General features: G+C 51.4%; 15 protein-coding genes. 7 read left to right on the forward strand and 8 right to left on the reverse strand.

Annotated features, from left to right (window positions below; translation table 11 throughout):
- Positions 1-21 precede the first annotated feature (21 nt).
- Together NTV65_03800 and NTV65_03805 are read right to left on the reverse strand one after the other, a co-directional pair.
- Positions 22-702 (reverse strand): DUF4397 domain-containing protein, encoded by a 681-nt coding sequence (locus NTV65_03800; protein ID MCX6114328.1) that lies wholly within the window; start codon positions 700-702, stop codon positions 22-24.
- 1 nt (position 703) lies between these two features.
- Positions 704-1408: an SGNH/GDSL hydrolase family protein gene (locus tag NTV65_03805; GenBank protein ID MCX6114329.1), complete on the reverse strand. Its 705-nt coding sequence runs from the start codon at positions 1406-1408 to the stop codon at positions 704-706.
- Between the two features lie 133 nt (positions 1409-1541).
- On the opposite strand from NTV65_03805, the gene NTV65_03810 reads away from it, so the two are divergent.
- Entirely contained in the window at positions 1542-2282 is a 741-nt protein-coding gene (locus tag NTV65_03810) for a metallophosphoesterase (protein ID MCX6114330.1), read from the forward strand.
- On the opposite strand, the gene NTV65_03815 is transcribed toward NTV65_03810, so the two are convergent.
- The gene (locus NTV65_03815) at positions 2254-3450 is read right to left on the reverse strand and encodes a class I SAM-dependent rRNA methyltransferase (GenBank protein MCX6114331.1); all 1197 of its coding nucleotides are present in this window, start codon (positions 3448-3450) and stop codon (positions 2254-2256) included. The genes NTV65_03810 and NTV65_03815 overlap by 29 nt on opposite strands.
- Positions 3451-3665: 215 nt before the next feature.
- Between NTV65_03815 and NTV65_03820 the strand changes: the two genes are divergently transcribed.
- The 5 genes from NTV65_03820 to NTV65_03840 all read left to right on the forward strand — a co-directional run bounded on the left by NTV65_03820 (position 3666) and on the right by NTV65_03840 (position 8371).
- A complete protein-coding gene (locus NTV65_03820) occupies positions 3666-4253 on the forward strand; it encodes a hypothetical protein (GenBank protein ID MCX6114332.1) in 588 nt (195 codons plus the stop codon).
- Between the two features lie 179 nt (positions 4254-4432).
- On the forward strand, positions 4433-6178 hold the full coding sequence (locus NTV65_03825) for a CTP synthase (protein MCX6114333.1): 1746 nt from the start codon (positions 4433-4435) through the stop codon (positions 6176-6178).
- Positions 6175-6990: a 3-deoxy-8-phosphooctulonate synthase gene (gene kdsA / locus NTV65_03830; protein MCX6114334.1), complete on the forward strand. Its 816-nt coding sequence runs from the start codon at positions 6175-6177 to the stop codon at positions 6988-6990. The genes NTV65_03825 and kdsA overlap by 4 nt, the downstream gene beginning before the upstream one ends.
- A gap of 9 nt (positions 6991-6999) precedes the next feature.
- Positions 7000-7632: an LPS export ABC transporter periplasmic protein LptC gene (lptC, locus tag NTV65_03835; protein MCX6114335.1), complete on the forward strand. Its 633-nt coding sequence runs from the start codon at positions 7000-7002 to the stop codon at positions 7630-7632.
- A 10-nt stretch (positions 7633-7642) separates the two neighbouring features.
- The gene (locus NTV65_03840; GenBank protein MCX6114336.1) at positions 7643-8371 is read left to right on the forward strand and encodes a hypothetical protein; all 729 of its coding nucleotides are present in this window, start codon (positions 7643-7645) and stop codon (positions 8369-8371) included.
- An 18-nt stretch (positions 8372-8389) separates the two neighbouring features.
- On the opposite strand, the gene NTV65_03845 is transcribed toward NTV65_03840, so the two are convergent.
- From NTV65_03845 to NTV65_03855, 3 genes are read right to left on the reverse strand one after another with little or no spacing between them, the layout of a single operon-like run.
- A complete protein-coding gene (locus tag NTV65_03845) occupies positions 8390-9409 on the reverse strand; it encodes a ketoacyl-ACP synthase III (GenBank protein ID MCX6114337.1) in 1020 nt (339 codons plus the stop codon).
- Positions 9410-9467: 58 nt separating this feature from the next.
- Positions 9468-10262 carry an SDR family oxidoreductase gene (locus NTV65_03850; GenBank protein ID MCX6114338.1) on the reverse strand — a complete coding sequence of 265 codons (795 nt, stop codon included), beginning with the start codon at positions 10260-10262 and terminating at the stop codon, positions 9468-9470.
- A gap of 48 nt (positions 10263-10310) precedes the next feature.
- Complete coding sequence (locus NTV65_03855) at positions 10311-10808, reverse strand: single-stranded DNA-binding protein (GenBank protein MCX6114339.1); 498 nt, start codon at positions 10806-10808, stop codon at positions 10311-10313.
- Positions 10809-10978: 170 nt separating this feature from the next.
- Here NTV65_03855 and NTV65_03860 point away from each other — a divergent pair, with 170 nt between their 5' ends.
- Positions 10979-11536: a DUF177 domain-containing protein gene (locus tag NTV65_03860; protein ID MCX6114340.1), complete on the forward strand. Its 558-nt coding sequence runs from the start codon at positions 10979-10981 to the stop codon at positions 11534-11536.
- Positions 11537-11544: 8 nt separating this feature from the next.
- Here the strand turns inward: NTV65_03860 and NTV65_03865 are convergent, their stop codons facing one another.
- On the reverse strand, positions 11545-12558 hold the full coding sequence (locus tag NTV65_03865) for a hypothetical protein (GenBank protein MCX6114341.1): 1014 nt from the start codon (positions 12556-12558) through the stop codon (positions 11545-11547).
- Positions 12524-14968 carry an endopeptidase La gene (gene lon / locus NTV65_03870; protein MCX6114342.1) on the reverse strand — a complete coding sequence of 815 codons (2445 nt, stop codon included), beginning with the start codon at positions 14966-14968 and terminating at the stop codon, positions 12524-12526. Before lon ends, NTV65_03865 begins: the two co-directional genes overlap by 35 nt.
- Positions 14969-15145: the final 177 nt, after the last annotated feature.

A 15145-nucleotide genomic window follows, 5' to 3' on the forward strand; every position in this document is an offset into this window, starting at 1 on the left:
ATACCTAGCTCCGGTAGAGCTTTAGTTATCAGAAAATACTACACCCTTTGCATAGTAACCAACCTCTCCGGCAATTAGCACCGTGTAGGCGCGCCCCTCCTCTACCGTCAGGGCGTTTGTTGTTACGATTGCGCCGTCCAGAGCTACGCGGGACACAACCTGCACTACCCCTGGAGTCGCGTTCACGTACTGAGAGCTTGCTCCAAAGTCAACGGTAAGGCTATCTGTCGGTGTTGAGACCGACAATGCTGCGGCTCCCGTCGCACCATTAACGATCCTAATAAGCCCACCTGTAAAACTCTCTGGTAGTTGATCGTTTAGAAGTTTAGTTTGGGTACCACGGCTCTGATTATCACCGTAAAGCACAATTGAGTGCCGACTATCAGAGCTCACATCTAAATTAAGTGTTGCGATAACCTGGGTGCTATTAAATGCAGTGGTAAGAGATAGAACCTGCGTGCCGCTCGGCAATGAGCGGTATGAGGAGCTTACTGCAAATACAGCTTGCGGAACGATAACGCCCTCCTTTGCGGTCGAAATAACATCAACAGGCACCACATCTATTGCAGCGTGTAGTACACGTATTCCAGTTCCGACCTCTCCTCCAGCACTACTACCGCCGCCGCCACCACCACCTCCACCACAGGCAGTCAACATGCTTGCTAAAATAATCAGGGAACAGAAACTGCTTTTTTTAAACATGCTAATTTCCCGACACCGCAAGCGCCATAGCCTCTGCGATAGCATCGTATCCTAGTGTATTGGGATGCAACCCCTCAGGAATGTTATAATACGAACAGATCGAGAGGTCCGGGCAAGCCTGGTAGAAGGTCTGCTCAATATCTGCCAATGGAAGTGAGTTGATAGCTGCAAGCCGTCGCACCGCTACAGAATATGCGTTCGCAAAAGGTGCGAGCGATGAATGAAACTCCGTCGGTGGGGCTATGGTAGCCAGCACAACATCCTTGTTCTCGGCCCGTGCTACATTGATCGCTCTCTGTAACGTATTGGAGTAAACGCTAGCTGTAACCTGGTGTGCGGCATCATTAACCCCCTCCATGATTATGACGGTATCAGCACTTCCGCCAATTACCAACCCTGGAAAGCGATCGATCCCGGTCCGTATCAACTCCTCTCCAGGTAGCCCCGCATTATCGACTGCAACACCGATTAGAGATGATAGTCTTAAAGGGTATCCACGTGGGGCTCCCGCATCGTAAATCTTCCCAACATAATCCCCCGGAGCGCTTCCATCACCTACGCCATAGGTAATGCTATCCCCGAAGGCTAGGATCTCGACTGCCCCATCTCCGTTACGATCAGAAAGCTTGAAATCTGCCGCGAGGGTCTGTGCGCTATACCCTGCCACTAAAAAGGCACCCAGATAAATTACAGCTCGTCGAACCATACAACGCTCCCTCTCTACGGACCAAGTAATTATATAAGGTAACTATTCATACCCTGTCAATTGCTGCTGGGTACGCCTAGCCCTAACACGCCGAATTGGGTTATCATAGGAGCCTCTAATTAAAATATCCACTATGAACACCACCCCTGGAGAAAAAGGATTCGTCATCTCGGACCTACATATGTTCTCCTGCGTCTCGCTCTATGAGTGCTACCTCCCCGTGCTTGAGGCGGCTGCTGCACATTATAAGGTGGTGGTGCTAAACGGGGACACCTTCGATTTTAAGCGCTCCCGTTTCTCCAATCACGCTACAACGACCCGCCACGCTATCGAATGGCTAACGGCCTGTTTAGAACGGCATCCTAACACGACCTTCTTCTACCTCTTAGGCAATCACGATTGCAACGATCTCTTTGTAGCAGAGCTAACTATCCTCGCGCAGCGTGTTAAGAACGTGACGATCATCGCCGATGTGCTTCAGATCGGCGCATGCCTCTTCCTACACGGAGATGTGTGTGACCTACCTATTGGGGTGCATGACATCTCCCAGGTGCGAAACCGCTATCGCTCAGCGCCCAGAAGTCTTACGAGTATCGTTTTTGCTCAGGTCATCACCCACCTGCGTTTAAATGTAGCAGAGTACCTACGTCATCGACGCCAGACCCTCTCAGAACGTATCATGCAATACCTACGCTCCGTTCATCCTGAAAAGATCGGATCCGTCACATGCATATACTTTGGACACACACATGTGCCCTTCAAAGATTTTGCCTACGATGGAATTAAATTTAACAACACCGGATCGGCCATTCGCGGCTTGCGCCTAAATCCTATGGAGTTCCCGCTTATTCTACGTACAGAACCAACCCCTTAAGATAATCCCCCTCTGGATGAAAGATGCTGGTTGGATGACAGGGCGCCTGATGCAGCACCTCTACAATCCTGACCGACCTTTCAGCTTGGGCCGCCGCCCTCATCACTGCATCTCGAAAGAGCTCACGCGATACGAGTTGCGAGCAGGAGAACGTCACAAGCAAACCGCCCGGCTTAATATGCTTTAGCGCAAGTGCATTTATCGTTTCGTATCCATGTAAGGCGCGCTGAACTGCGCGTTGATGTTTTGCAAATGCCGGTGGATCCAGCACAATAAGATCAAAGGTATCTGGAATCTGCGTAAGATAACTAAAGCAGTCGGCAACCTCTGAGTGGTGCTGCACACTCGCAAAATTAGCGACCACGTTTTGTCGACATAGATCGATCGCTGACTTAGAGGCATCGACCGATACCACCGATTCAGCGCCCCCTGCGAATCCATAAACCGAGAATGCTCCGGTATAACAGAACGCATTGAGCATATGCTTGCCCTTTGCATATCCCCGAATCTTTGCGCGATTTACCCGCTGATCTAGAAAAAATCCCGTCTTTTGTCCGTTTGTAACATCGGCAATAAATCGCAATCCATTTTCAGAAAACGCCACAACCTGCGGTGGTTCAGGGATGAGCATCTCAGGCTGCTTGCCCTCTTCATCGAGATCCAATTGAGCTTCAACACGACGAAAAACTACCTGCTTAATTTTGAGCTGCTGCTCGGCCCGTAAAAGCTCATCTATCGACTCCTTTAGTCTCCACATACCGTGCGAGTGGCCCTGCACAACCGCGGTCTCTCCGTAGAGATCGATCACTAAGCCCGGCAGCTCATCGCCCTCTCCGTGAACAAGGCGAAATCCTGTAGTCTGCGGATCCTCGAGTAGGCCAATTGCGCGGCGAAAATTAATGGCAGAGGTAATCTTCTCCCTGATTAGCAGCAGCTCGTCCTCGGACTCTCTGAACGAAAGCATACGCACGGCGATTCCACGTGTGCCCCAGTGTCCACAACCGAGTAAACTGCCATCCTTTGAACGAACCTCAACCAAACATCCGTTCTGTAGGGTGCCCTGTTTCTCTGCTATGGCACCAGAAAAAACCCATGGATGTCGACGCCTTACGGATATATCTCGGCCTTGGCGTAGCACAACAAGGGGATTGGTACCTTTGGTAGACATGCGATCCTGCTTAAAGAGAAAATACGGTTAAGTCACAGTAGCGGCTAAAAACCCCATATAATGGTATGGGTGAAGTCCTTAGCCTACCCCCCATTCATGTGGGAGTACATCGGTTTTGTACGGCAAGCTAAGAGGCTATCCGCAAAGAAATCAGATCTTAGGGTAGTAACAAACGTAGTTATTCTCGGTTGTTAGTCGTATTAATGAAAGCTTTTATGCGTATTACCGAAGAAAAACGAGCTCCACTTAAAGAAACGAGCCAACTCTCTGGTCCAGTTGGGTTGCCAGCTATCTCACCTCTCACGCTATTAAACGCCGAGATTGATATCCGTCTTAGTCCATGGAAGGGCCTAGTAGGAGGCCGAGACTTACCGATCAATCGCGCTGATGTTACAAAGGCTCTCGCCCTCATCGACCCTGATCTTCGCCCATTTAAAGACCCTAGCCTAATTACCTGTGGGGCCCGTGATAGGGTTTGGAAGAGCCTCTCTCAGGGTGAGGTAAAGGCGGCCCTAATCGCTGCAATGCTCTGTTTTGAGGCGTTCAGTCGCATCTCAAACCTCAAAGAGATCAATAAATTCAACCTCCCATCCTCCGATTTTGTTATCGGGGTTATTGAAAGCACCACTATTGATCCCGATACCAAGGGACTGGCGGTTCTCATCATGCTACAGCAGCAGATAGGCACCCTTGGGATCCAGGCTCTAAGACAATTAAGCTCATTGGGCCAGCCCTCAGAGTTCCTTTCAAGCACCATGGAGGCCGCAACTCGCCGCCTGAATAACGCGCTAAGAGCGGTCTAAATATCGCCTCCCCCTGAAGTCTTACACTACATCCTGTATCCGGCCCTGCAAAGTTGTACATGTGCCGAATATCGTTGCAATAATTCGCACTAAAATCCTACTCTCCTGAATTGTCTTAGCCCTCCATACAGGCGATACTGATCTGGAGTATAAAGCCTGTAAGGATCAGCGTACGCTTTATGGAATCTCGCCCAACTAAATACATCTTTGTCACCGGGGGTGTCGTCTCATCTATCGGTAAGGGACTTACAACTGCCTGTATCGGAGCTCTACTTGAAGCGCGTGGCTTAAAGGCCACCGCCATTAAGCTTGATCCGTACATCAACGTAGACCCCGGCACGATGAGTCCATTTCAACACGGTGAGGTGTTCGTAACGGACGACGGCAGCGAAACCGACCTAGACCTCGGCCACTACGAGCGCTTTATGGGAACCCGCATGTCGAAGCTCAACAACTTCACATCGGGCAAGGTGTACGAGACCGTTATTGCAAACGAGCGCAGGGGTGATTATCTCGGTGGCACCGTTCAAGTTATCCCGCATATTACCGACGAAATTAAACGGCGCATTAAGCTCGCTGCCGAAGGCTTTGATATCTGCCTAGTTGAAGTAGGAGGAACTGTAGGTGACATAGAAAGTCTGCCGTTCCTTGAAGCGATTCGGCAGATGCGCACCGATGTAGGGGCGCAGAACACCCTCTTTGTTCATGTAACCTTAGTTCCATTTATAGCAACGGCTGACGAGTTTAAGACTAAGCCAACCCAACACTCCGTAAAGGAGTTAACTGGATACGGCATTGTGCCGAGCATTATCATCTGCCGATCAGAGGAGAAGCTCGATGAGAAGCTCAAGAATAAGATCAGCCTCTTTTGTAACGTCAGCCCAAACTGCGTTATCAACGCCCCTGACGTTCAGACGATCTACGAGCTACCCCTGGTGCTACACCAGGAGGGGCTCGATCAGCGCTGTGTGGAGTTACTAAATATCTGGACCGGTGCTCCCAAGCTCGAGCCCTGGTCAAAGATCGCAGCCTCACTTACCGATTCAAGCCGTGAAACGATCACTATCGCAATGGTTGGCAAATACGTTGACATGACTGAAAGCTACAAGAGCTTGAGCGAGGCGCTAATCCATAGTGGTGTGGCAAATAATTGTAAGATTAAGATCGTATACGTCGATAGTGAAACTCTCGACACCTCTGAAATAGAAAAATCGTTCCGTCAGGCCAATAATGGCCAGGACATTGATGCAATCCTTATCCCGGGTGGATTCGGGGTGCGGGGCAGTGAGGGCAAGATCGCAACGGCGCGCTATGCGCGTGAAAACAAGGTGCCGTTCTTCGGTATCTGCCTAGGCCTTCAGATCGCGACGATCGAGTACGCTCGCCACATTGCGGGGCTCTCTGGAGCAACCAGCGCTGAATTTGATCCGACCTCTTCGTGTACCGTTATCGACATTATGGATAGCCAGAAGGGGTTGAGCCTAAAGGGCGGCTCGATGCGGCTCGGCGCATACCCGTGCGCTCTTAAGGAGGGCTCAAAGGTCAGAGAGATTTACGGCAAGGCGCTTATCAGCGAGCGTCACAGACACCGCTTCGAGGTCAACAACGCCTACCGCGAAAAGCTTGAAAAGGCTGGATTAGTTTTCTCTGGCACATCACCCGACTCAACGCTCGCTGAGATTATAGAGCTAAAGGATCACCCGTGGTTTATCGGGGTTCAGTTTCATCCTGAGTTTAAATCAACTCCAAGGGCCCCGCACCCACTCTTTAGAGACTTTGTGGCGGCCGCCAAACTGCGCAGATCACAACTCTCAACACTTACGTCCAAGATCGATAAGCAGAGCTCTTCAGCTCCGCAGCTATTATCCGCCACAAAGAGCGCTAGTGACTGCGCTACTACTATTACTATTGGGAGCGAACAGTGATCGTAGAGATATCCCCTTCAGTCAGGGTTGGCGCGGATCAGAAGCTGTTGCTGATTGCAGGGCCGTGCCAAATAGAGTCACGCGAGCACTGTCTTTCAATCGCAGAGTTCCTGCGTAAAGAAACCGAGCGCTTTCCTGTATCACTCGTCTTTAAGTCCTCATTTGATAAGGCTAATAGGACCTCAGTCTCTGGTAAGCGTGGTATCGGGATTGACGAGGGGCTCCGCATCCTTGAAGAGGTTCGTAACACCATCGGCGCTCCGGTACTGACCGATGTTCACACCGAGGAGCAGGCTCGTACCGTAGCCCAAGTGGTAGATGTTCTTCAGATTCCGGCCTTCTTATGTCGACAGACGGATCTTCTGATTGCGGCCGGCGCAACTGGGAGAACGATTCACGTTAAAAAGGGCCAGTTTCTGCACCCTGCTGACATGCAATTTGTGGCTGAAAAGATCGCGAGCACCGGCAATAAAAAGATCCTGCTATGTGAGCGTGGCACAAGCTTTGGGTACCGCGACTTGGTCTTAGATCCAAGAAATCTAATAATCATGCGATCGACCGGCTATCCGGTCGTCTTTGATGCAACCCACTCCGTTCAGCAGCTCGGTGGTAGTGGCGGCAGCTCTGGGGGTTCTCGAACATTCGTTCAAGCATTAGCACGCGCTGCAGTTGCAACAGGCGTGGATGGGGTCTTTGTAGAGTGTCACAACGACCCTGATAATGCCCCCTCTGATGGTCCGTGCATGCTGCCCCTTGAACAGCTATCCCCACTTCTCACCACCCTGTGCCGGATTAGGGAAGCTATTGCTTAGAGGAAGCCTGTGGCGCTCATACTGACCCGTAAACAGAGCATGCGGCTTGGGCTCGGTCTATTAGCCGCGTTCTTTATCGGTAGTGGTGCGATAATCTATTCAAAAAATGCCTCTGATATTCCCGCTTCAAGCGAAACGCCCGCGCAGGTAACGACTGAAAACATCAGCACTCCGAGCCCCAAGGAGCAGCAGCCGATAGGCATCGGCTTTGTATTAAATGACTTTCACCGCAGCTTGGAGCGTGATGGAAAGGTAGTTTGGGATATCGTTGGCAAGCGTGGGCAGTACAATGCCCTCGCAAATTCTGCGCGCATTGAGGAGGCAAGATTAATCGTTGTGCAGGCAGATGGAGAGCTGGTCACACTCACCGCAAAGCACGCAGAGCTCCTGCTTTCAGGTACCGAACTTACTAGAGCGGAGCTCTCTGATGATGTGGTTGTTATCTATAAAGACAACACAACTCTAACAACCTCACGTGCAATTTATGAGGAAAAGACCGGGAGAGTTGAGATCCCTGTGCCGCTCGTACTTGAAAATCCTATGTTCACACTAACAGGCAAGCAGGCCGTTGCTCTTGTTGAGTCCCAGGACGTGACGATTTCAAACGGAGTAAAAACCATGATTAAACCGCGCAAGAAATAAAAGATCCATCATGAGAATCCTATTTACCATTATCTCCATCCTCTCCTTTGCTAGCAACTCGTGGGCACAGGGCTCTCCCCCTAGCACATCACTCGATAAACTCTCAACCAACTCGCTCCTAGATCAGAAAGCCTTTGACAATACCTTCGGCAAACTTCCAACGACCATCACCTCAGACTCGCTTTCTATCAACGCTAAGCAACGCATTTTTACCTACAAGGGCAACGTCGTTGTAACCCAGGGCGACCTGCTCATGACATCTAAGATAATTGAGGGTAGCTACAACGAGAGCAACCAGATCCAAAAGCTGGTGGCAAAGGGGGATGTCGTCATCTCCAAGCAGGAGATTAAGGCAACTAGTCAGCAGGCGATCTACGATGCCACAACCGCTATAGTAACCTTGACCGACAATCCGCAGCTACAACAACAGGGGACCGTTCTCATAGCGGATCGAATTAAGATCTTTCTGAATGAGAATCGTAGTCAGGCCGAGGGCTCCGTACGGGTCACGGTTGTTAACATTAATGATCAGGGAGGCTCGGAGAAAAAGCCGCTCGCAGTCGTAGCGACTCCAGTAGCGACCCCCGTAGCAACCCCCGTAGCAACTCCACTAGCGACCCCAGTAGTAACCCCATCTACAACCCCGACTTCAGCGCAACCAGTTGCGATAAAGAAAAAATCCACTGTAAAGAGTAAGGCCAAATCAGCCTTAAAAAAAAGACGCGCTAACGCAGCCTAATCGCCCCTGGAATAAGCGTTACCAACGGATAAGATTTCCACCCCAGGTAAATCCAGCTCCGAAGGCAAGGGTCATAACGAGCGCCCCCTCTTTAAGAATCCCCTGTTGTTGCGCCTCTGAGAGGCAGATCGGAATAGTAGCAGCGGTCGTATTACCGTAGCGCTGAATATTGTTAAATACCCTCTCTGGCGCAACTCCGAGCTGTTGCCGCACCATCTCATTAATGCGCAGGTTCGCTTGGTGAGGAACGATTAGATCAATCTGCTCTGCGCTCACTCCATTGCGGGTCATTAATACATTGGCACTCTCGAGTAGGCGCGTGACTGCGTTCTTAAACACAACTTTCCCCTCCATCTGCGGATGAACAAGCCCCTGCTCAAGATCTGAAGAGCGCAGAAATCCAGGTATCGCCGTGCCGGGGGCCTTCATACAGAGCACATCCGCTCCACTGCCATCGCTTCCAAGGTATGAGTCTATAATTCCGCGCTGAGAAAGATCGCCGTCGTGCGCAACTTCACACCCTTCGATAGTAAGCGCCCCCGCTCCATCTCCGAAAAGGACAGACATCTCACGCCCTCGGGTAGTTAGATCCAGCACAGGTGATTGCACCTCTGCGCAAACAAGCAGGATCTTTGAAGCCTGTCGACTCTTTACATAGCCATCAACGCAGGAGAGTCCGTAGACGAGTCCACTACACTGCGCGCGAATATCAAGCGCTGGAATGGTGCGGCATCCGAGCCGTTGTTGCAGCATTACGCCAACTCCAGGAAAGTAGTAATCTGGTGAGAGGGTCGCTACCACGATCAGATCAAGATCTTCGGGGGCCCAGCCTGCGAGCTTTAAAGCTCCGCGGGCTGCGATCTCACCAAGTTGCGAGGTGCTGACGCCCTCATGCTCAATAAAACGACGCTCCTTAATCCCGGTACGCTCGGTAATCCAGGCGTCGTTGGTGTCCATACACTTTGAAAGGTCGTCGTTAGTGACACGACGTTCGGGCACATAGTGGCTAACTGATCGGATGATGGAGCGAAGAGCCATAACGCTATCCTTTTGGTAACTATTTATCCCAATAAACTTGTTGGGGATTAAAAAGCTGCTATAGCCTAAGCTCCTTACGCATCACCACCCTACTTAGCGCAAGAAGGAGAGCTCGCGGCACAAACCTAGTACCGTGAACTAGCAGCTTATTCAATGCTCCATCAACAACGATTGCTTTTCTACCTATAGCTGTAAGGGCCGATTCTACAACCTGTTCTGGGCTGCGATACGCACTGTGGTAATCACGCATCCCAGAGCCCGCTTGAAACTCGGTGCTAGTTAACCCAGGTAGAGCCGTCAACACATCCACCCCGCTGCCCTGACACTCCGCATAGAGCGCCTCCCCAAGGTAAAGATCGAAGGCCTTTGTAGCGCTATACACAGCGAACCACGGGGTTGGAATAGCCCCTACAACGCTAGAGATGATAATAATCCCGCCCCTCCTGCGCTCCTTCATGCCGGGCAGGAACTTGCAGGTCAGATCAACCACCGCTCTACAGTTAAGATCGATCATTCCAAGCGCTTTTTCGCGGGGCGCACTATCAAGGCTCCCGAGCGTTCCAAAGCCGGCGTTGTTAATCAGAAGATCAACCTGCAATCCCTGCCCAGTAACGGTTGCAAAGAGGGTGTCAGCAGCCTCACGATCCTGAAGATCTAGGATTATTGGAACTACGGCGCCCTTACCGTAGCCCTCTACCTCTAGACGTAGCTGCTCTAAGCGCTCTCCCCGTCTAGCGACCGCTATAACCGTAAAGCCAAGTGCGGCGAGCTTCTTACAAAACACCGCCCCGATGCCTGAGCTGGCGCCGGTTACGAGCGCAACAGAGCCGTACCTACTTAGACGATCTTTCACGCTAGTCCTTGAACAACAGTTACTGCAATGCAGCGTGGCTCAGCTCTATTAGAACGGTATGTCGTCATCATTGAATGTGACCGGCTCATCCGATGTTGCAGCAGCTCTTGGGCCACCATTAGCTACGCGTGGCAGCGCATCTGCTGTTGGAATCCCGGAGAGAACGTTATCGTTTGATGGCTCGCTACTGAAATCAGCATCACTCGACATCTCGCCCTTACCACCACCAACGAACTGAATAACATCAGCGATGATCTCGGTCGTATAACGATCCTTGCCCTCTTTATCCTGCCACTTATTGGTACGGATACGTCCCTCTACGAAAGCTTGGCGTCCCTTCTTAAGGAACTTCGCGCAGTTCTCTGCGGTACGACCGAAGGTGACTACGTTGTGCCACTCGGTGTGGTCAACCCACTGTCCGCTCTGGTCCTTCTTACGCTCACCTGTCGCTAGTGAAAATCTGCAGATCGCCATCTGCTGCGGGGTGTATTTCACCTCTGGATCTTTGCCTAAATTGCCCAGTAACATGACCTTATTAATACCCATACGAAGCCTCCAAAAAATATACGTAAAAAAATATACGCGGTAGTAATCGCAAGCAGCCCCTAAAAGGTTGCGTGAAGCTCCTCTTTATAACTTACTTTTTAGAGCTCTTAAAGGATTGTTTGCTAACTATTCACAGGGATGCCCTATGTTGCTATGATCTGCCCCCAGCTATGAAGGTCCTAGTTACAACCATCCCCTTTACGGGCATAAAGATCGACGCTCCTATCTCTAAGGAGGCCCTCAATACCCGCCTGGCAGAGGGCTTACAGTACGATCAGGTCACCTTTGACGAGGCCCCTACGGCCAACCTGACCCTCACCCGTATCCACGGCGGAGTAGTAGTAAATGGTGTTATTTCAGGCATATGCCGGCAAGGGTGCGCAACCTGCGCAGACCAGGTGCCTAACGAACTAAACGCCCAGATCAGCTGGGTCCTGCAAACAAGTAGCGACCGTGCGGGCTCAGATGACACCCTCGAGGACCCCGGGGTCATCATCTACGAGGGGGAGCATATCGACCTGGAGGAGCCTCTTCAGGAGGCTCTGATACTTAACATATCCCCCTTCTGGCACCCGGCACGGGACACAAAAGAACTTTGCCTACTATGCAAGCGTGACTGCTCTAAGAGCTCCTGGAAAAGCACTGACGATAGTGGTGCGCAGCAGCCGAGCCCCTCCTCCTCCTTTGGAGCGCTACTTAAGGGGGCTCTCGGCAAAAATAAGAGCTGACCTCCGCATTATGGCTCTAAGAGCTCCTGCATCTCGCGCTCAAGCGTGACCTGATTCCAGCGCAACTCACGCTCCAAGGCCGCACTAAACGAGATACGACTCTCCCTCATCACCTTATAGAGCTGCATTAATCCTGAGATCCCCTTGCGATTTACTATCGCTCTAAACTGCAGCGCTGCAACGGCATAATCTTGAGAGCTTCCGGTAAATGGAGCCGCTCGCCCAACAAATCCATCTTTAGCCAGCGCGGTATAAAATTTGGTAACCTTCCCTTTCGGCATACCCTGCATAAAATCTGCGCTATATTGCTCAAACCAAGTTGCGAATCCCTCGCTACGCCTAGGATCATTTGGTAACTGTTCAGAACCAAGCAGAAGGAATTCGATCACATGCCCTATCTCGTGCAGAAGCACCTGTGCAAGGGTCTCATCAGCTAATAACCCAGCTGCGCAATCAGGGCTTACATAATCAGCGATGATATAGATCTGACTTGGTGGGAGCATAAACCCCGGGTGCCTACCAAGGCTTAGTTCAGCCGGAAACTGTGCGAGCGCCGTGGCTTTATCGGTGAATACGAGCGACCAATCGCGCCGACCCTGCCGTACTTCAGGGGAAAATCTAGCGTTTTTTATGGCTTTATTGGCTGCGGCAGCAGCTTCACTGACGGCGCGTGCCGGACTTTTTCCAAAGCACTCCTCTATCTTTCTGGGCCATCGAACATTCAGTCGTCCAAGCTCGGTCAAGAGCTCAGCTGTGCGAGCTCCGCCCTCTAACTTAACGTCCTGGGGTGCTGCAATCTGCTTGCCTGTCAGATCCTGACATACTGCGCCTGCACGAAAGCTCCTTGGAACATCGCGCATGCTTTTTACCTGCTTGAGAGCCCCGTTCTTTTCGGTATAGATGCAAGACGGCTCAGCCTGCGCAGGAACAACGCATACTAGAAGAGCAAGAGCCGCCGTTATTAGCAGCCTGGTGTGCTGACACCCCTTATGGCCTGAGCGATATCTCCCTTCTTTTTCCACGCTTCCTTGCCCCTACGATCTTTTTGCGCCGTCCAAGGAGTGCAAGTTCAAGGACCTCACTCACATGCTTAACAGGAATAAATTGAATCTGCTTGCGTTGCTCCTCGGGAATCTCCTCAAGGTCCTTTATATTCTCAAAAGGAATAATAATCTTACTAATGCCGTACTGCAGCGCCGCAAGTGCCTTTTCACGCAGCCCCCCTACCGCCAGAATATTCCCACGCAACGTCATCTCTCCGGTCATGGCGAAGTCCTTCGAGACCTTTCGCCCTGAGAGCGCGGAAACAAGCGCCGTCGCGATCGTAATACCGGCGGATGGTCCATCTTTAGGCGTTGCTCCACCCGGCACATGCACATGGATGTCATGCTTTGCATAGAAATCCGCCTCAAGCCCAAGTACCGCCGCGTTCGCGCGCGCATAGAAGAGCGCAGCCTGCGCTGACTCCTGCATGACACTGCCAAGTTGCCCTGTAAGCGTTAGCCCGCCGGTGCCTTTGGCGAGCGACACCTCAATCGGCATAACCTCACCACCATGAGTAGTCCACGCTAAGCCACGTACAAGGCCAATTGCCTCCAGTTGCTCAGTCATCTCGGGATCGTACTTGGTTGGACCAAGGAGCTGCGCTACCCGCTCCTCATCGATTGAACCAACGATCTTTTTGTGTTCTGCCACATCGCGCGCAACCTTACGGAATAGCGCGCCTATCTCGCGTTCAAGTCCACGCACACCCGCCTCTCGTGTATAGCGATCTATAACGAGCTGCACTGCTGGATCTGAGATCTTAATCTTACGGCCCTTAAGTCCCGCCTCTTCGAGTTGTCGTGGAATAATATAGGTGGTGGCGATCTTGTGCTTCTCCTGTGAGGTGTATCCCGGTATGAAGATAATCTCCAACCGATCAACCAGCGCCTCGGGGATCGTATCAACCGTGTTTGCTGTCGCAAGGAAGAGCACGTCTGAGAGATCAAACGGGACGTTTAAATAATGATCTCTAAACTCTGCATTTTGGTGCGGATCAAGCACCTCAAGCAGAGCCGATGCTGGATCTCCCCTAAAGTCTGCGCCAATCTTATCTAATTCATCAAGTATAAAGACTGAGTTCTTACTTCCGCTCTGCTTAAGCCCCTGCAGGATGCGCCCCGGGAGCGCTCCAACATAGGTCCGTCGGTGCCCACGGATCTCAGCTTCATCGCGCATACCGCCGAGCGACATGCGATTAAACTTTCTGCCGAGCGCCCGCGCGATCGACTTACCAAGAGAGGTCTTGCCTACTCCTGGTGGCCCCACGAAACAGAGTATCGGCCCTTTTGATTCAGGATTAAGCGCACGCACGCTCAGATACTCAAGGATCCGATCCTTTACCTTGTCGAGGCCGAAGTGATCTTCATCTAGTATCTTCTTAGCCGCCTTAAGATCAACCTGATCCGTTGTTCTAGTATGCCACGGCAGATCTGTAATCCACTCCAGATAGGTACGCAACAGGGCGAACTCGGCCGACTCAGCGCTCATATGTTCAAGCCGCTTGAGCTGCTTGAAGGACTCCTCTTTGGCCTGCTGCGGAAGCTTCAGAGTAGTTAACCTAGTACGTAAGGCCTGTAGATCATCTGAACCGGTATCAATATCGCCGAGCTCACGCTGAATCTGTTTAATCTGCTCACGCAAATAATATTCGCGTTGATCCTTACTCATCTCGTCGCGCGCTTTATCCTTAATCTTTTCCGTCAGGATAAACTTATTGAGATCCTCCGTAATCGCCACATCGGTCAAACGCAGGCGCTTAAAAGGATCAAGCTCCTCAAGGGCCGCCTGTGCATCCGCAAGTTCAATCTTGTAATGCGCCAGGATAACATCGGCGAGCACCCCTGGATCATGGATCTCCTCGGTAACGATCAGCATCTCCTCAGGCAGATGTTCGTACTCAACTAGCACCTGCAGGTTTTCACGAATGCGGTTCATTATAGCCTGATTCTCGGCTGAGAGTTTGCGCGCGGGTGGTAACGCCAGTGGCTCAATTTTAGTGACGAGGTAGCGCTGTTTTAATTCGTACTTTCGCGCCTGCGCGCGCACAAGTCCCTGCAGCAAAACCTTATAGCGCCCATCTGGAACCTGCAGAGCACGCACAACATGCGCAACAACGCCGACCCTATATAGGTCACGACCAACCGGATCTTCAGCTTCGATATTCTGTTGTGCAACAACAAAGGCCAGGCCATCACCTGCCATGGCCGCCTCCATGGCGCGAATACTGGCTGGACGAGTTAGATAGAGCGACATCATAACACCTGGGAAGGGCACCATGTCTTTAGCTGCCAGTACAGGCAGGGTTTCGGGCACATCGATCGGTTCCGGTGCTGAGACCCCTGAACGCTTGCTCATTCGTTTTTGCTGCTTTGCTTTGCTCTTCGCCATCGTTTCCTCTATTTTACTACTGCGCTCTTATTGCTAAGATTAGATTACAGCGCCCCATAGGTAGGTTCATCCTTAGCGCTAGTGGAGCACACTAGATAACTCCCCCTATCCTTTGACTATAAACTCGTAGTTGCCCCAACAAAACAGCAAATCTTCAGATCTGTGCTGTTTCTTGAA

The sequence above is a fragment of the Pseudomonadota bacterium genome, from assembly GCA_026390555.1.
Taxonomy (GTDB): domain Bacteria; phylum Bdellovibrionota_C; class UBA2361; order UBA2361; family OMII01; genus OMII01.